17 protein-coding genes and 4 tRNA genes are annotated in these 16,922 nt (G+C 53.8%); 14 read left to right on the top strand and 7 right to left on the bottom strand.

What is annotated here, in order from left to right:
• Position 1 precedes the first annotated feature (1 nt).
• Together rutB and rutA are read right to left on the bottom strand one after the other, a co-directional pair.
• On the bottom strand, positions 2-715 hold the full coding sequence (rutB, locus tag K6R05_RS11990; protein WP_161736431.1) for a pyrimidine utilization protein B: 714 nt from the start codon (positions 713-715) through the stop codon (positions 2-4).
• Complete coding sequence (gene rutA / locus K6R05_RS11985) at positions 715-1,806, bottom strand: pyrimidine utilization protein A (RefSeq protein ID WP_222924212.1); 1,092 nt, start codon at positions 1,804-1,806, stop codon at positions 715-717. The genes rutB and rutA overlap by 1 nt, the downstream gene beginning before the upstream one ends.
• Positions 1,807-2,112: 306 nt before the next feature.
• Between rutA and rutR the strand changes: the two genes are divergently transcribed.
• Both rutR and K6R05_RS11975 read left to right on the top strand, forming a co-directional pair.
• Positions 2,113-2,748 carry an HTH-type transcriptional regulator RutR gene (gene rutR, locus K6R05_RS11980; protein WP_033732203.1) on the top strand — a complete coding sequence of 212 codons (636 nt, stop codon included), beginning with the start codon at positions 2,113-2,115 and terminating at the stop codon, positions 2,746-2,748.
• Positions 2,749-2,786: 38 nt separating this feature from the next.
• Positions 2,787-3,761 (top strand): metal-dependent hydrolase, encoded by a 975-nt coding sequence (locus K6R05_RS11975; protein ID WP_222924211.1) that lies wholly within the window; start codon positions 2,787-2,789, stop codon positions 3,759-3,761.
• A gap of 46 nt (positions 3,762-3,807) precedes the next feature.
• Here K6R05_RS11975 and cycA read toward each other — a convergent pair whose 3' ends face one another.
• Positions 3,808-5,193, bottom strand: a complete 1,386-nt coding sequence (gene cycA, locus K6R05_RS11970; protein ID WP_161736428.1) for a D-serine/D-alanine/glycine transporter — start codon at positions 5,191-5,193, stop codon at positions 3,808-3,810.
• 286 nt (positions 5,194-5,479) lie between these two features.
• Here cycA and K6R05_RS11965 point away from each other — a divergent pair, with 286 nt between their 5' ends.
• The 3 genes from K6R05_RS11965 to K6R05_RS11955 all read left to right on the top strand — a co-directional run bounded on the left by K6R05_RS11965 (position 5,480) and on the right by K6R05_RS11955 (position 8,803).
• Positions 5,480-6,175 carry an extensin-like domain-containing protein gene (locus K6R05_RS11965; RefSeq protein WP_222924210.1) on the top strand — a complete coding sequence of 232 codons (696 nt, stop codon included), beginning with the start codon at positions 5,480-5,482 and terminating at the stop codon, positions 6,173-6,175.
• Positions 6,176-7,346: 1,171 nt separating this feature from the next.
• Positions 7,347-8,069, top strand: a complete 723-nt coding sequence (locus K6R05_RS11960; protein ID WP_222924209.1) for an autoinducer binding domain-containing protein — start codon at positions 7,347-7,349, stop codon at positions 8,067-8,069.
• A 122-nt stretch (positions 8,070-8,191) separates the two neighbouring features.
• Positions 8,192-8,803: an acyl-homoserine-lactone synthase gene (locus K6R05_RS11955; protein ID WP_161733856.1), complete on the top strand. Its 612-nt coding sequence runs from the start codon at positions 8,192-8,194 to the stop codon at positions 8,801-8,803.
• Positions 8,804-8,836: 33 nt separating this feature from the next.
• Here the strand turns inward: K6R05_RS11955 and K6R05_RS11950 are convergent, their stop codons facing one another.
• Positions 8,837-9,061, bottom strand: a complete 225-nt coding sequence (locus tag K6R05_RS11950; RefSeq protein WP_003849983.1) for a DUF2594 family protein — start codon at positions 9,059-9,061, stop codon at positions 8,837-8,839.
• 431 nt (positions 9,062-9,492) lie between these two features.
• On the opposite strand from K6R05_RS11950, the gene uvrY reads away from it, so the two are divergent.
• From uvrY to K6R05_RS11920, 6 genes are all read left to right on the top strand, one after another.
• Positions 9,493-10,152 (top strand): UvrY/SirA/GacA family response regulator transcription factor, encoded by a 660-nt coding sequence (gene uvrY, locus K6R05_RS11945; RefSeq protein ID WP_013357383.1) that lies wholly within the window; start codon positions 9,493-9,495, stop codon positions 10,150-10,152.
• Positions 10,145-11,977 (top strand): excinuclease ABC subunit UvrC, encoded by a 1,833-nt coding sequence (gene uvrC, locus K6R05_RS11940; RefSeq protein WP_161733847.1) that lies wholly within the window; start codon positions 10,145-10,147, stop codon positions 11,975-11,977. The genes uvrY and uvrC overlap by 8 nt, the downstream gene beginning before the upstream one ends.
• A 69-nt stretch (positions 11,978-12,046) precedes the next feature.
• The gene (gene pgsA, locus K6R05_RS11935; protein ID WP_013357385.1) at positions 12,047-12,595 is read left to right on the top strand and encodes a CDP-diacylglycerol--glycerol-3-phosphate 3-phosphatidyltransferase; all 549 of its coding nucleotides are present in this window, start codon (positions 12,047-12,049) and stop codon (positions 12,593-12,595) included.
• 152 nt (positions 12,596-12,747) lie between these two features.
• Positions 12,748-12,823 (top strand) — tRNA-Gly (locus K6R05_RS11930).
• A 40-nt stretch (positions 12,824-12,863) separates the two neighbouring features.
• Positions 12,864-12,937: transfer RNA gene (locus K6R05_RS11925), tRNA-Cys, on the top strand.
• Positions 12,938-12,947: 10 nt separating this feature from the next.
• Positions 12,948-13,034, top strand: a tRNA-Leu gene (locus tag K6R05_RS11920).
• Between the two features lie 133 nt (positions 13,035-13,167).
• Here the strand turns inward: K6R05_RS11920 and K6R05_RS11915 are convergent.
• Positions 13,168-13,425: a hypothetical protein gene (locus K6R05_RS11915; protein WP_033732209.1), complete on the bottom strand. Its 258-nt coding sequence runs from the start codon at positions 13,423-13,425 to the stop codon at positions 13,168-13,170.
• Between the two features lie 209 nt (positions 13,426-13,634).
• On the opposite strand from K6R05_RS11915, the gene K6R05_RS11910 reads away from it, so the two are divergent.
• Together K6R05_RS11910 and K6R05_RS11905 are read left to right on the top strand one after the other, a co-directional pair.
• Positions 13,635-13,710, top strand: a tRNA-Lys gene (locus K6R05_RS11910).
• A gap of 161 nt (positions 13,711-13,871) precedes the next feature.
• Positions 13,872-14,717, top strand: coding sequence for a substrate-binding domain-containing protein (locus K6R05_RS11905; protein WP_222924208.1), 846 nt, complete (start codon positions 13,872-13,874; stop codon positions 14,715-14,717).
• 31 nt (positions 14,718-14,748) lie between these two features.
• Here the strand turns inward: K6R05_RS11905 and K6R05_RS11900 are convergent, their stop codons facing one another.
• The gene (locus K6R05_RS11900) at positions 14,749-14,916 is read right to left on the bottom strand and encodes a hypothetical protein (protein WP_222924207.1); all 168 of its coding nucleotides are present in this window, start codon (positions 14,914-14,916) and stop codon (positions 14,749-14,751) included.
• A gap of 193 nt (positions 14,917-15,109) precedes the next feature.
• On the opposite strand from K6R05_RS11900, the gene K6R05_RS11895 reads away from it, so the two are divergent.
• Positions 15,110-15,310 (top strand): DUF6404 family protein, encoded by a 201-nt coding sequence (locus tag K6R05_RS11895; protein WP_161733841.1) that lies wholly within the window; start codon positions 15,110-15,112, stop codon positions 15,308-15,310.
• A 35-nt stretch (positions 15,311-15,345) separates the two neighbouring features.
• Here K6R05_RS11895 and K6R05_RS11890 read toward each other — a convergent pair whose 3' ends face one another.
• Complete coding sequence (locus tag K6R05_RS11890; protein ID WP_161733839.1) at positions 15,346-16,851, bottom strand: SulP family inorganic anion transporter; 1,506 nt, start codon at positions 16,849-16,851, stop codon at positions 15,346-15,348.
• Positions 16,852-16,922 lie beyond the last annotated feature (71 nt).

Here is a 16,922-nt window from a genome sequence, read left to right as displayed (position 1 = left end):
ATTAGCGGGCATTCAGGCTTTCGCAGAAGGTATCGACATCCGATACCCAGCCAAAAAAGGTTTCGATATTGAACAGCGCTGCCTGCTGAGCAAAGGGCGGGCCAGCCTGATACGTGGCGTCTTCCAGCACCACACCGAAATACTCCAGAAAGAAGCCGTCGCGCAAGGTCGACTCCACACAGACGTTGGTGGCGATGCCGGTGAAAATCAGATGGCGGATCCCGCGACTGCGCAGCATGCTGTCGAGTGGGGTGTTATAGAAGCCGCTGTAGCGCGATTTTGGCAGCACGATGTCACCGGCTTGTGGCATCAGCTCATCGACCAGCGCGTAATCCCAGCCGCCTTTTGACAGCAGTGAACCCTGCAGTTCTGGCCGTTTACGCATGGTTTTCAGCGCATTCGATTTGTGAAAGTTAGGGGAACCGGCGTCACCGGCTTCAACATAGTCGCTGTCCCAGCCGTTCTGGAACCAGATGATCTGAACGCCGGCCGCACGGGCCGCCGTCACCGCCTGATGGATCTTCGCAATCACCGGCTTCGTCGCGGAAACATCAAAGCCCGCCAGGTCGAGGTAGCCACCTTCGGTGGCGTAGGCGTTCTGCATATCCACAACAATCAGTGCCGTCTGGCCAGGCGGAAAGGCGATCGGCTCAGGACGAGCAGGCAGTTCAACCTGGGGAACATCCGGCGTGTGGGCGCAATAAACGGTATTCATTATGCCACCTCCTGCTGTGCGTCGAGCAGGGCGCTGCGACAGGCCATCAGCGGCTGAATGTGCTGGCCGAAGTTCTCAATACCTTCCAGGAAATCATCAAAGGTCAGCAGCACGCCGTGCGTGCCTTCTACCTGCGCCACTTCATCCAGCATCCGCGCGACACTGGCATATGAACCCACCAGGGTGCCCATATTGATATTGACGGCTGAGGTCGGGTCCGCCATCTGGCGCACATTGGTGTCGCTGCCTGATTTGGTATCCTGCTGACTCTGGGTGGTGAGCCAGGAGAGCGCCTCTTCATCTGCACCAGCTTTGTAGTGTTCCCACTTAGCCCGCGCCTCTTCATCTGTTTCGGCGGCAATAATCATAAACAGCACGTAGGAGCCAACATCGCGGCCCGCTTTTTCGGCGGCCTGCTTCATGCGAATCGAAGTTGAACTGAAAGCAGCAGGTGTGTTAACCCCTTTGCCGAAGCAGAAGTTGTAATCGGCGTGCTGAGCAGAGAAGGCCATACCGGCATCGCTCTGTCCGGCGCAGATCACCTTCATCGGACGCTGCGGCTGTGGACTGACGCGGCAGTCATTCATAGTGAAGAACTCACCTTTGAAGTCCGATTTTCCGGTGCCCCACAGGTCGCGCAGCACGGTAACGTACTCGGTCAGATAAGAATAACGGCTGCCGAAGTACTCATCGCCTGGCCACATTCCCATCTGCTCATATTCAGGTTTCTGCCAGCCGGTCACCAGATTAACGCCGAAACGACCGCCTGAAATGGAATCGATAGTGGACGCCATGCGCGCCACAATCGCCGGTGGCAGCGTCAGGGTGGCCGCGGTAGCGTAGATTTCGATGCGAGAGGTAACGGCCGCCAGGCCCGCCATCAGGGTGAATGACTCCAGGTTATGATCCCAGAATTCTGTTTTTCCGCCGAAGCCGCGCAGTTTGATCATCGAGAGTGCAAAGTCGAAGTGGTAATGCTCTGCTTTCAGCACGATGGCTTTGTTCAGGTCAAAGGTCGGCATGTACTGCGGCGCGTTGGACGAAATCAGCCAGCCATTGTTACCAATCGGAATAAAGACGCCTATCTTCATGTGAAACCTCGTTGCGATGGGGGAAAGGTGTTTCACGCGCTGCACTGCATCCTGCTACGTCCGTATAAGCCGCGCTCAGTCACAATTCTGCAAATCGTGTGCCACATTTTTTATTCTTATAAATAACAAACAGTTAAAATTAACCCGAAAGAGGTAAGTGGAGTAACTGGTCCATTTCGGACCATCTGGTCAAAATTCACTGCACGTTTTGCATGCAGGCTGAGCAAAAAAGGTGCAGGGCGCGGATTGGGCAGCGACTCATCCCTTTGCTATGATGCGCTGACACCAGAAGGATGAGGTAAACGTGTGAATAGCGATGAAAAAAAGCCAACGCGTCGTTCGCGTGCGGTGGCAGCGAAGCGGGCTGCCATACTGGAAGCGGCCTTAACCTTCTTCTCACAGTTTGGCATTCACGGCACCAGCCTCGATAAGGTGGCCGAACGGGCCGATGTCTCTAAAACGAATCTGCTCTACTATTTTCCCTCTAAAGAAGTGCTCTATGTGGCCGTGCTGAAACAAATTCTGGATGTCTGGCTGGCCCCGTTGCGCGCGCTGGCGCATGACCAGGATCCGCTGGTCGCCATCCGGCGCTATATCCGGCTAAAGCTGGAAGTGTCGCGCGATCATCCTCAGGCTTCTCGTCTGTTCTGCCTGGAGATGCTTCAGGGCGCACCCTTGCTGAAAGGGGAACTGGCGGGCGACCTCAAGCAACTGGTGGATGACAAAGCAGCCATTATTGAACGCTGGATTGATGAGGGACGGCTGGCGGGCGTACAGCCACAGCACCTGATCTTCATGCTGTGGGCCACCACGCAACATTACGCCGACTTTGCCACCCAGGTTGAGGCCGTAACCGGTCAGACGCTCAGCGATCCGGCGTTTTTCGATCAGACCGTCGAAAACGTCCAGCGCATGATCATTGAAGGGATTCGCGTACGCTAATTCAGGACACATTTACAATTCGGTGACGGAGTGAATCAATGGATTCTGTTTCGCAGTTGGTGTTGGGTGCTTCAGTCAGTGTTGCGGTGATGGGACGTCGGGTGCCGATCTGGCAGGCCGCGCTGGTGGGCGGCGTCTGCGGCACCTTACCCGATCTGGATGTGTTTATTGACCATGGCGATGCGATACGCAACATGACCCTGCACCGTACGGAAACACATGCGCTGCTCTGGCTTACATTGATCTCACCTCTGATGGCGTGGGGAGTGTCGGCAATGTTCAGGCAGCGGGTGAAGTGGTCGCACTGGTGGCCCGCCGTCTGGCTGGCGCTGATTACCCATCCGCTGCTTGATTTAATGACGGTGTACGGCACCCAGCTTGGCCTGCCGATCACCGATTATCCCTATGCCATCGGCAGTATTTATATCGTCGATCCACTCTATACGTTGCCACTGCTGATAGGGCTGAGTGTCGCGCTGTGGCGTCGTGGTGACAAAGGCATGCGTGGGAACCGGATCGGCCTGGCGCTGAGTACGCTTTATCTGGTCTGGAGTGTGGCCATTCAGGGTGTCGCAGGCTGGCAGATCAGCGCATCGCTGGCGGAGCAGGGTATTCCGGACAATAAAGTGCTGGTGACGCCGACGGCCTTTAATACGCTGGTCTGGCGCAGCGTGATTATGACGCCGGATCGCTATGGCGAAGTTTACTGGTCGCTGTTGTCGCCCTCACGGCCACTGCAGGTGGCTTGGTACCCGCGTCATCCTGAACTGTTCGACGCCTTCCGGGGTAGCTGGTATGCAGAACGTGTTGCCTGGTTCAGCCACGGCTTCTACGCGCTGCGTGAGCAGGACGGGCAGACGACGATTGCCGACCTGCGCATGGGCGAAGGCGATAACTATACCTTCACCTTTGGTCTGGGCACGCCTCAGCAGCCCGATCCCCGGCCGCAGCGCTTACCTAATGAACGTCCCACGTTGTCCGCCATTTTCTCTGCGCTCAGTGAACGCCTGTAAAAAAAAGCCCGGTCAGGTGACCGGGCTTTTTTCATGCTGTCAGCGATTAGCGGCTGCGACGCGTACGCAGCATCCAGCCCACACCCAGCAGCGCAAACCAGAGTGGCGTCACCATCAGGGCCTGGCGTGTATCTTCCTGCAACGTCAGCAGCACCAGCACAAACGCAAAGAAGGCCATGCAGACCCAGCACATGAATTTGCCTAGTGGCATCTTAAAGGCCGATCTGGCATGGCGCTCAGGATGCTTTTTACGGTAAGCCAGATAGCTGCACAGAATGATGGTCCAGACGAACATAAACAGAATGGCTGAAACGGTGGTGACCAGCGTAAAGACCTTCATCACATCCGGGATCAGGTAGATCAACGCCACGCCGAGTAACAGACACAGACAGGAGAAGAACAGGCCGGTAGTCGGGACCGAACGGGCAGAGAGACGGCCAAACGCGCGGCTCGCGACGCCCTGCTGCGACAGGCCATAGAGCATACGGCTGGTGGAGAAGATGCCGCTGTTGGCTGAAGAGGCGGCAGAGGTCAGCACAACAAAGTTAACGATACTCGCCGCAGCAGGCAGGCCAATCAGCACGAACATCTCAACAAACGGACTGCGGTCAGCCATAACCTGGGTCCAGGGCGTTACCGCCATGATCACCATCAGCGCCAGCACGTAAAACATAATGACCCGCAACGGAATTGCATTAATCGCGCGTGGTAAGACTTTATGTGGGTCGTGGGTTTCAGCGGCTGCCGTTCCAACCAGTTCAATGCCGACAAAGGCAAACACCGCAATCTGGAATCCGGCAAAGAAGCCGCTGAGGCCTTTCGGGAACATCCCGCCGTGATCCCAGATGTTGCTCAACGCCGCGGTGCCGCCACCGGGTGAAGGGTAGTGAATCGATACCAGCACAATCCCGGTGACGATCAGCGCAACAATGGCGACGATTTTGATTATCGCGAACCAGAACTCCATCTCACCAAACAGCTTAACCGTGGCGATGTTCAGCGCCAGAAAAACCACCACGCAGAGCAGGGCGCTCATCCAGATCGAGAAGCCCGGAAACCAGAGCTGGAAATAGGCGCTGATGGCCACGACGTCGGCGATGCCGGTTACTACCCAGCAGAACCAGTAAGTCCAGCCGGTAAAATAGCCCGCCCACGGTCCAAGCAGATCCGCGGCAAAATCGCTGAAAGACTTGTACTCAAGGTTGGAAAGCAGCAGCTCTCCCATGGCGCGCATCACGAAGAACAGCATAAAGCCGATGATCATATAGACGAAAATGATCGAGGGACCAGCCAGACTAATGGTTTTACCGGAACCCATAAAGAGGCCGGTACCGATAGCACCCCCTATGGCGATCAGCTGAATATGGCGATTATGCAGGTTGCGCTGTAGCTTGTCGGGCGCGCGTGCGGTTTCTTTAGATTGGTCAACCATAGAATTGTCTTTCCTGTCTTGATGTTGTGTCAGCTCTGCTGGCTGTTAGTAAACGAGTCTGCCCGAGGGGCAAGTGGGCATAAGATAGAGGAAGAGGGCCGGAATCGGGTAACGCTTTTTTATCAATTGTGAAGCCTGACGCCCCGCAAGCCGTAATAACGGGCAGTTTCGTTCAATCCTGCGTCAGTATGGGTAATTATTCATCACGTTATGTCAGGCAGACTGCGTGAAGCGGAATGTGCTTCTACACTTTTTAGTTATTAATCATTATGCTGCAAAGGGAATTATGCGCACGCTTATCCTGTTTCTGCTGTTAATTGCGCTGGGATGGGTCAGCTTACCCTGGCTTAAGCAGCATCTCCCGCCGCAGTTCAATCCCTTTACACCGCTCTCCGTCACCGATCCTCCAGGCTGGATGACGCAGATAAAGATGAAAAGGCTCGCCCAGGATCCTGACGAATGTCTGGCGGTGATGCGTCATGCCCAACAGGCAGGCTGGGTCAGTTTCAGCGAGCGTCCTGCTGTCACGGGCAACTGTCCGATCAGCCATCCACTGCGAATTCAGAAATTTGGCCCGGTCAGCCTCAGCAGCAGCTTTCTCGCCAGCTGTCCAATGGCCGTCGCCAGCACCATGTATGCCCTCCGCAGCCGGGAACAGATTGCCCGGGATATGCACAGTTCACTGGTACGAATTACCCATGTCGGCAGCTATGCCTGTCGTAATATTTATCATCGCGCAAAGGGGCGGCTCAGTGAGCATGCCACCGCAGAGGCCTGGGATGTGACCGGCTTCCAGCTGGCTGATGGCCAGCGGCTTGAGGTCAGTCGTCACTGGCAACAGCCAAAAGAGAAAGCGGCCATGCTGCACACGCTGTGGCGTGGCGGCTGTGACGTATTCGGCAATGCGCTGGGACCGGACTACAACGCCGCGCACGCCTCACATTTTCATCTGGGTATGCGTGGCGCGGGCTACTGCCGATAAATCATCAGGCAGGATTAATACCGTGTTTGATTAAGAATCAAACTGCCGGTAAGGGAAAAACCAAACCAGTTATCATTGCCAGCGCGGACATACCTGACAATGAGTAGCAACAAATCAGGCGGCTGATCAGGCAGCCTTTTTCAGGGCCGCAAGTGACAACAGAAAAGTGCCCATAAATGCAATCAGCCGTAAAGTTTCGCCGCCTCATCTGGACAGTGCGAGCAACGTCAGGATGAAATTAATTCACGATGCTGCAAAGTGAATTAAGGGAAATTAACTGCATCGATAAAGTGTGCAGAATTAAATAACGATCGGGGATTATACCTTGGATTTTTTTAGTGATTTTGTTGCGTGACTATCGGTATAGTGATTTTCGTGACTAAAAGAGAGCCAGCGTTGAGCGTACTGCTGCCATAACATACTGTCAGCATAAATAGTGATCTGTACCACGCATTATGTGCAGGCAGGAGATAAATAAAGCTGATTTTCTTTAATACGTTGCTTTCGGTTCAGATTATTCTCAGTCAAAAATTGTTTAAGGGTTGAGCGGGGCAATTTGTCCGGTAGTGATTGCTGTCGGGCAGAATATTCTAATTAAACAACTCTTCGCTACGCCTGTCGGATAGCTAAGGCAAAGGGAGCTGAATCAGCATTGAGAGGCGGCAGATGTAGTCTGCGCACCTGTTAGCTTTTCCGGTCAGAGAGGCGCGCGCTTCCGTGTAGAGAGACTGTGCACAGGAATGCGGTATCGCCTGAACAGCAGAGCTTATTTCCTGATAAAAAATATGCCAGCAATTTTCGGCTGCCGCTTCGCTTATTAGGACGCAATTAACGCATTGTTTACACATTATTTACTCGACATCCCGTAGACCGATTCAATATTCCCGGCAGCTTTTCAACATCTGAGATGAAATTGATTCATTGGCAGGGATTGAATTTCTATCAGAAAAATCTTATTCTCCTGAGGTGATTGAAATTGCTGTGGCTGGCCTCACATTATAGGGGCAGGGGCATTTTTTCACTCTGCCATAACGTTGAATGGCATTATGCGCTGTTTAGGGTGAAGGATTCACCTCAACGATAAATTAATTTTCTAAGATTAATTAAATTTATCCGATGAATCCGAATGAATAATACCGGAAGGGCGAGTGAAAATTAACGCTGAGGCAATATGAGTACTGAAAACTATTTCGCCTGGCGAAATGAGGTGAAAGAAAAATTTCAGGCGTTAACGGCTTCTTCTGAATTGAAGACGTTATTGCAACAGTTTACTGAATCACTAGGCTTCGATTATTTTGCCTTTTTGATTCAGCATCCGGTGCCATTTACCCGGCCGCGTTTTCATTTACATAGCACCTATCCCAAATTATGGGTTAAACGTTATGAGAAGCAGAATTATTACGCTGTCGATCCGGTGCTCACATTGTGTCAGCGACCGGGCAGAGGGATGGCCTGGATAGAGGAACAGTTCGCTGACGCCGGCAATCTTTGGCAGGAGGCGAGAGAGTATGGGCTCCAGAGCGGATTTTCTTGCTCCGCAATGGCACCAAATCGCGTCATTGGTATATTATCTATATCGTCGCAACAGCCCATTTCTGTCCAGCTCCGCCATGCTGAGCTGGAGGTGAAACTACACCTTTTAGCGGAACTAAGCCTGGATACGCTGGAACGCTTTAACGATGATGCAATGATGGTACTAAGAAAAACGTTTAGTCAGCGCGAGTTGGAAATTCTGAAATGGACAGCCGAAGGAAAAACGGCGGTCGAAATTTCACTTATTTTATCCATCTCTGAACATACCGTTAACTTTCACCAGAAAAATATGCAAAAGCGTTTCAATGTTTCCAATAAAACGCAGATTGCCTGCTATGCAGCGGCAATCGGACTGATTTGAACATAATACAACTGCTACATTTGGCAGTTCCTTTGTACAGGTCTGTTGTCTACCCTGCGCCGGGGCTTTGCCGGGCTGGCGCAAAGAAATCATTGCAAATATGGGGATGTCAGAGGCGCATGATGAAAATAGTGCAAACGCAATTAAAGGATATGCCATCCTCTTTGCTTGCCGAACTCGGCAGCTACCGTTATAGCGTTTTTGCGCGCGGCGAAGGGTGGTCAATACCCCCACGCCTGAGCACGCCAGGGCAGGAATATGATCGCTACGATCGTTCAGATGTCACCTGGCTAATCGCATGGAATGCGCGCGAGGGCATCAGTGGCTGCGCGCGTCTGATGCCCTGGTTCGAACCTGAGCAGAGTGAGGGCATTGTGCTGCCTTTCAGCCATGAGAAAGTGTGGGAGATGTCGCGCTTCTCGGCACGGCTGGAAGTTGACGCTGAACTGCCGCTGAACATTCTCTGGCACGCGGTACAGCTGGCAGAGCTGAACGGCATGGAGTACATCATCAGTTCGGCAACGCCGATGCTGGAGACGATGTTTGAGGAGCACGGCGTGGTGTATGAGCCGCTTACGCCGGGGCTCATTCTGTCAGAAGATAATCTGTTTGCGATCCGTATTCCGGTTGTTCAGCCCACTCTGGCAGAAAAATATCGGGGAACACGTCGTTTCAGCCCGGAAGAGGTACTGCCAACGCTGGGCGTTTCAGTTAACTGGCAGGCGCACAGTTAGCGTATTTGCCCCCGCTACCGGGGGCAAAAAAGCTTACTGACGGTAGGCTGTTTTGATCTGTTTGATGGTATTGCTGAACACTTCCGCCTGAGGCTTGTCGCCCAGCGTCTGCACATAGCGTTCCATGTTAATAATCACTTTTCCGGCATCAGCCTGTCCCATACCTTTGAGAATCAGGGTAATCATCATCTTCAGGCCCGCGATTTCATCCGCTAATTTCCGGGCTTCCTGGGAAGTTGCAAAATCTTCATCGCTCATGCGTTTCTCCTTGGTGAATGACAACGTGTCGGCAATCTGTCCGAACAGCAGTGCGTGAGTATATCACAGGGGCGGTAAGTTGCTGAGACGGCCGCTCCGCTTCGCCCTGAAAGGCGGGTTTGTCCAGTACAACTAATCAATCGCTGAAAGTAATCACAGGCTTCATCGGCTCAGCAACCGCGAGGATGCACGGCACTGAACCCTGAAGCGATACGGTCTTAATACACTGAAAAAACTATCATTTAACGGTTATTTCGCCATCTGGACACAATGCATAACCGTCCCTCAATCTCTTCAGGATGGACCTGGCAGCAATCATGTAATGCTTACACTGTTTTGCTTTGTTGATGTGCTTTTGAGGTAAAAGCGGGTATGATTGACGCCTGAAATCGTGAATTACTTCTTCTTTTTTAGCCTCTGGAGTTTCCCCGTTGATCAGTGTGCTTCTTGTTGATGACCATGAACTTGTCCGCGCGGGTATCCGTCGCATCCTGGAGGATGTGAAAGGTCTGGCCGTGGTCGGAGAGGTCAACTGTGGTGAGGATGCCGCCAGATGGTGCCGTGCCAATCAGGTTGATGTGATCCTCATGGACATGAACATGCCGGGGATCGGCGGACTGGAGGCGACGCGCAAAATCGTGCGTTATAATCCCGATATCAAAATTATCATGCTGACCATCCACACGGAAAATCCGCTGCCTGCTAAAGTGATGCAGGCGGGTGCAGCAGGCTACCTCAGTAAAGGTGCTGCGCCACAGGAAGTGATTAATGCGATTCGCTCGGTGAATGCTGGTCAGCGTTACATCGCGTCAGACATTGCTCAGCAGATGGCGCTGAGCCAGATTGAGCCGCAAAAAGCGGAATCGCCCTTTAGCTGTTTGTCGGAAAGGGAATTGCAGATTATGCTGATGATCACCCGAGGACAAAAGGTGACGGAAATTTCCGAGCAGTTAAATCTCAGTCCTAAAACCGTTAACAGCTACCGCTACCGAATGTTCAGTAAGCTGAATATCAGTGGCGACGTAGAGTTAACGCATCTGGCCATTCGACATGGCCTCTATAATGCGGAGCCGTTAATCAGTAGTGAATGACGTTTTTGATTCCAAAGCCTTTCTGAGTACGGTAACCAGCAAACCCGGTGTTTACCGCATGTATGACGCCTCAGGCACCGTCATCTATGTGGGCAAAGCCAAAGACCTGAAGAAGCGTCTCACCAGCTACTTCCGCACCCAGGTCGGCAGCCGCAAAACCGAAGCGCTGGTCAGCAATATCCAGCACATCGATGTCACCGTTACCCACACCGAAACCGAAGCGCTGCTGCTTGAGCATAACTACATCAAGCTCTATCAGCCGCGCTACAACGTACTGCTGCGCGATGATAAATCGTATCCCTACATTTTTCTTAGCAGTGATACCCATCCGCGGCTGGCGATGCACCGTGGCGCAAAGCATGCCAAAGGCGAATACTTTGGCCCGTTCCCCAACGGCTATGCGGTGCGTGAAACGCTGGGCCTGCTGCAAAAAGTTTTTCCTATTCGCCAGTGTGAAAACAGCGTCTACCGCAATCGCTCCCGGCCCTGTCTGCAATATCAGATTGGTCGCTGTCTTGGTCCCTGTGTCGCGGGTCTGGTCAGTGAAGAGGAGTATGCGCAGCAGACTGATTACGTACGCCTGTTTTTAGCCGGTAAAGACGATCAGGTTCTCAATCAGCTGGTCAAACGCATGGAAGAGGCGAGCATTGGCCTGCGCTTCGAAGAGGCGGCACGACTGCGCGATCAGATTCAGGCCGTGCGCCGCATCACCGAAAAGCAGTTTGTCTCCAATCAGGGGGATGACCTGGATGTGATGGGTGTAGCTTATGAAGCGGGAATGGCCTGTCTTCACGTGCTGTTTATCCGTCAGGGCAAAGTGTTGGGCAGCCGTAGCTACTTCCCGAAAGTGCCGGTGGATACCGATCTTGCCGAGGTGGTTCAGACTTTTGTCGGGCAGTTCTATCTGCAGGGCAGCGAGGCACGGACGCTGCCGGGTGATATTCTGCTGGACTTTACCTTGCCGGAGCGCGAATTGCTGGCGGAGTCGCTCAGTGCACTGGCGGGACGCCGCGTGAATATCCAGAGCAAGCCGCGTGGCGATCGCGCCCGTTATCTTAAGCTGGCGCGCACCAACGCCGCGACGGCATTAACCACGCGTCTGTCGCAGCACTCCACGATTCATCAGCGGTTGATGGCACTGGCAGAGTTTCTTGAGCTCGACCGGATCACGCGCATGGAGTGTTTCGATATCAGCCACACCATGGGTGAGCAGACCATCGCCTCCTGTGTGGTGTTTGACCAGAATGGTCCGCTCCGTGCTGACTATCGTCGCTATAACATTACCGGCATTACGCCGGGCGATGATTACGCTGCCATGAATCAGGTGTTACGACGCCGGTATGGTAAGGCGATTGAAGAAGATAAAATCCCGGATGTGATTCTGATCGATGGCGGTAAAGGCCAGCTCTCTCAGGCAAAGCAGGTTTTCGCGGAGCTGGATGTGCCCTGGGACAAAAACCGGCCCATTTTACTCGGCGTTGCGAAAGGCAGCGACCGTAAAGCCGGACTGGAAACGCTGTTCTTTGAAGCGGAAGGTGAGGGCGTTTCGCTGCCACCGGATGCGCCAGCACTGCATGTGATTCAGCACATTCGTGATGACGCTCACAATCATGCCATTTCTGGTCATCGTAAAAAACGAGCCAAAGTAAAGAACACCAGCGCACTGGAAAGCATTGAAGGGGTAGGGCCTAAACGGCGTCAGCAACTGCTTAAGTACATGGGGGGCCTGCAACCGCTGATGAATGCGTCGGTAGAGGAGATCGCCAATGTACCCGGTATCTCCCACGCGCTGGCAGAAAAAATATACTACTCGTTGAAACACTAGCATTGAAACGGGGGGGGCAATGTAGGAACATAGGCTAAATTTTACCTATATCCAGACAGTTACCGGCATATGCAATTAAACATCCCGACGTGTCTCACCCTGTTTCGAGTCGTGCTCATCCCGTTCTTTGTGCTGGCTTTCTATCTGCCGTTCACCTGGGCACCGCTGGCTACCGCACTGATTTTCGTTTTTGCTGCCATCACCGACTGGTTTGATGGTTTTCTGGCGCGCCGCTGGAAACAGACGACGCGCTTTGGTGCGTTTCTCGATCCGGTAGCGGATAAAGTGATGGTGGCGATTGCGCTGGTACTGGTGGCGGAATATTTCCACGCCTGGTGGATCACGCTGCCTGCAGCCACCATGATTGCCCGCGAAATCATTATCTCTGCGCTGCGTGAATGGATGGCGGAAATTGGCAAACGCAGCAGCGTGTCGGTTTCCTGGATTGGTAAAGTGAAAACCACCGCACAAATGTTCTCTCTGTTTGCCTTGTTGTGGCGTCCTGATGCCACCGTTGTCGCGGTGGGCGTAGTCGCGTTATACATTGCTGCCGTGCTGACTTTCTGGTCTATGTTCCAGTATTTAAGCGCCGCGCGCGGCGATCTGCTCGAACCGTGATCGATACGATTTAAAAAGCAGCAAACGGACACGCTGTAAGGATAATTTTATTGACTCATTGCGTCATCTAAGTAGAATGCAACGCATCGAACGGCAGCCAGGCTGCCAGAAGATAAATGAAATCAGCAGGTTCGACGAAATTGCTGAAAATTGCGGGAATAGCTCAGTTGGTAGAGCACGACCTTGCCAAGGTCGGGGTCGCGAGTTCGAGTCTCGTTTCCCGCTCCAGATTCGCAGGTCAGGTTAACCTGACGGCACATCAGTTTAAGGCGCGTTGGCAGAGTGGCTATGCAGCGGATTGCAAATCCGTGTACCTCGGTTCGACTCCGGGACGCGCCTCCAGTTACACCCTGCCCGGGTGGTGAAATCGGTAGACACAAGGGATTTAAAATCCCTCGGCTGTAAGGCTGTGCGGGTTCAAGTCCCGCCCCGGGCACCATATTTCTGGCGCAGAAAAACGAATAAAACAAAGTAATATGCAGTAATGTCGTAACCGCCCAAGGGCGGTTTTTTTGTGCCTGTTATCTGGCATGACGGCGACGAAACCATCCGACTGGCGGTATTAACCGCCGTCAGCCGCGGGAGCTGAACACCAGTTCATCATCCGTATCACTTACCAGCACCATTCGTTGCGCCTCTCCACTGGATGAAACAAAGGTCACTTCATGCCCGATGCTGATTGCATCGAATGCATCTGTTGGCTGTGACTGCTTCTGGATCTCCAGAACCATTCGCGAGGCAAAGGGTTTATCATTGACCCTATCCAGACGATAGTTGGCGGTAAAGCTCAGTTCGGGCTGATCAACCACGTAGAATTGTCCTGAAGGCATAGTCTTGACCTCTGTGTTGTGTTGGCCATATGTCCCGGCCGGGACAGGCTGCCTGAAATTTAAGGTTAGCGGAATAATCAATGTCTGCAGGTGCCCGTGCCTTGTTTATGGGATTATGCCGCGATTGCTGACTATACACGCCGCTTGCGCTTGTCAGTTCTGAAAGGAGTACTAACCTTGTTTACACAGTGCGCTTTCCTGGCAAACTTTCGGGCATGGTATAAAGGTATTACTGCAACTCTTAATGGGTTGACGATGCGGGTTCAATTCCTGCTGCCCGGTCCATCTCTCGCCTCTTCTTAACCCCCGCTGCTCTGCCTCCGCAAACCCAGTTACATCTGATTTCACTCATTTTTGCGGCCTGCATCGAACTCTGTAACCTGTTGTAACACCCTTGCTTACCGTAAAGTGGGGGATTGTTTGTCGTCTCAGAGAAGTTAACGCCAATGAGTTCACCTTCTATTCCTGTTTTAACGGTACCGGCTTTACCCCCGATTATCGGCGTTGTCGCCAGCCGGCTGCTCAACCCTTGCCAACAAAAAATGCTGGATGAGGTAACGCGCCAGCTCAATGCGCGCGGGATTATCACCGTGCTGCTGAATGCCGAAACCGACGTGGCACTGACCGCACTCATCCAGCAGGCGACACCCCTTGCGCTGCGGGGGTTGCTGCTGTTGCCCGGAAACAAGGCTATCAGTGCCTGCAATCTGCCGGTGCTGGAGATTGACGCAGAACCTGAATGGCAGGCGGATGCGCTACGGGCGGGCGAAGTAACCGCAGCGTTACTGCTCGCGCAGGGGCATCAGCGGTTTGGCTTTTTGCAGAGTCAGCCCGGTGACATGGCGCAGAAGCAGAGCTACTGCACCACATTACAGGCGGCGGGCATGACGCTGGATGCAGAACTGACTGCTGGCGCTGACGACCGTGACGGCGCTTATCAGGCGATGATGCAGTATCTGAAAAAAACCCGTGCCGCTGAGCGCATTCAGGCACTTTTCTGTGAAAGCGATCTGCTGGCGTTTGGTGCGATACAGGCAGTACGCGATTTTGGTCAGGGTACGCATCTGGCGGTGGCTGGATTCGGCGACAGTGAGGAAGCCCGCAGTCCGACCTGGCATCTGACCAGCTGGTCACCTGACATCAGACAGCTCATTGGCCGGGCGTTAGATCGCTGGCTGGGGCAGCAGGCAGAAAACAGCGGTGAAGAGGGGCAATTACAGCAGCGTCATTCTCATTCTGGCAAAGTCATTCCGGGTGAGATGTCAGCCTGCGGCTGCGCCTTCCGGCACTAGCCAGCCTGCGAGGCAGGCTGGCTAAAGAGCATTACGCCTGCGGCTGTCCTGCCGGGCCGACACCGCCCGGTGCACCCACTGGCTGCTGTCCGCCTGGCGGTGGGGGTGGTGGGGCATCTCTGCCCGGCGGTGGCGGTGCACAGGCGGTGAGAGTAGCAAGAATAGCCAGCGTCGATAACAGATAAACCGTACGTTTCATCGTAATTCCCTGATCAGGTAAGCGGAACGTAAAGTATAGAGAATCGCCAAAAAATCGCGCAGTCAGCGTTGAGCGCCCACAACGTTGCGTAAATTAAGGGTGATTATTTGAAACGCCTCGCAACTCCTGCAAGCCGGAAATGCATTACGGGCATGAGCACGCTAAGGTAGCGCTTTATTTAAGAGGAGTCGTTATGAATGGCATTATGAAGTTCGTCCGCGGCTGGCTGGTGTTCTCTGTACTGTGGGGCGTATTCATGTGGTTTATGTCATGGCAGCAGCAGGGCAAGGAGCCTGGTCTGGCGATTCTGACAAGTCTCTACGCCGGTTTAATCTATCAGGCGTTGATTACGATGGTGGGCCGTTATCGGGCGCGCCGACAACAGGCTGAGTAAATTCTGCTGCCTGAGAGGCAGCAGAACACACCCTCTTAGCCGAAATTACCGGTCAGGCGCTGATGGAAATCAGTACTGCGTGGATCCAGCCCCTCAATGGTCACCTCTGCACCATAACGCTGATAGCGATACTCAATGCCATCCAGTGCCGCAACGCTGGATGCATCCCAGATTTGTGCGTGGGTTAAATCGATCGTCACCTTTTTCGGGTCATGTGCATAATCGAAATGCTCAAACAGATCGTTGCTGCTGGCAAAGAACAGTGGACCACGCACCACATAGCGCACTGACCTGCCATCGTCGCTCAGCTGGCGTTCCGCATGGATAACGTGGGCAATACGGCGGGCAAAGAGCAGCATCGCGAGGAGCACCCCAGCCAGCACGCCCAGCGCCAGATTCCCTGTCCAGACCGTCACTGCCACCGTCAGCACCATAATCAGCGTCTCTGACCACGGCATACGTTTTAGGGTAGCGGGCTGCAGGCTATGCCAGTTAACGGTTTTCACCGCCACCACCATCATGATCCCAGCCAGCACCACCATCGGGATTTGCGCCATAATCCGGCTGAGTCCGGTCACCAGTAACAGCAGCACCAGACCGGCGGCTACGGTGGAGACACGGCTACGCGCCCGGCCCAGCTCAACGTTAACAATCGTCTGCCCTATCATCGCGCACCCGGCAATGCCGCCATAAAAACCGGCAAAGATATTTGCTACCCCAAGGCCCCAGGCTTCACGTCGCTTACTGGAGGGGGTATCGGTCAGATCATCGACCAGTTTGGCGGTCAGCAGTGATTCCATCAGTCCGACAAAGGCGATGCTCAGTGCGGTGGGCCAGATAATCTGCAGGGTCTGCAGGTTGAGCGGCACCAGCAGACTGTTAAAACCGGGCAGGCCGGGGCTCATTGGCCCTTCGTCGCCCACGTTCGGCATGCGATAGCCCATTAACAGTGCGACCGCAGTCACCACAACAATGGCGACCAGAGGAGAAGGAATACTCTTTAACAGGTGCGGTAACAGCAGCACGATAGCCAGGGTGACGGCAAAGAAGATCCACACCAGTGATGACTGCCCCCAGACGTGCGGCACCTGAGCAAAGAAAATCAGCACGCCGAGCGCATTCACAAATCCCAGCATGACCGAGCGGGGGATATAGCGCATCATGCGCGCCAGACCGACGACGCCAAACAGAATCTGAATGACACCGCCCATCACCACTGCCGGCAAAATATATTCAACACCGTGCAGATGGACCATCGGCCCGATAACCAGCGCCACAGAACCTGCCGCTGCCGTGACCATTGCCGGGCGTCCGCCCAGTATCGACAGCGTCAGGCAGAGCACCACCGAGGCGACCAGGCTGACTTTAGGGTCAACGCCAGCAATAACGGAAAAGGAGATCACTTCAGGGATCAGCGCCAGCGCGGTAATCACACCGGCCAGGCATTCGCGGGTCAGCAGCGCAGGCGAACGCAGAACGCGCCCCACACTGACATCGCCCGCCACAACGTCGGTCGCGGCAACATCATTGGTTTGGGTCATAAAGTTTTGCAGGCTCTTTAGTTGTTTTGCTCCCGCACGAGGGGCGGGAAGATTTGGATAATGGTAAGGGC

It is taken from the genome of Pantoea alfalfae (genome assembly GCF_019880205.1).
Classification (GTDB): Bacteria; Pseudomonadota; Gammaproteobacteria; order Enterobacterales; family Enterobacteriaceae; genus Pantoea; species Pantoea alfalfae.
This window is presented reverse-complemented; position numbering and strand designations above follow the sequence as displayed.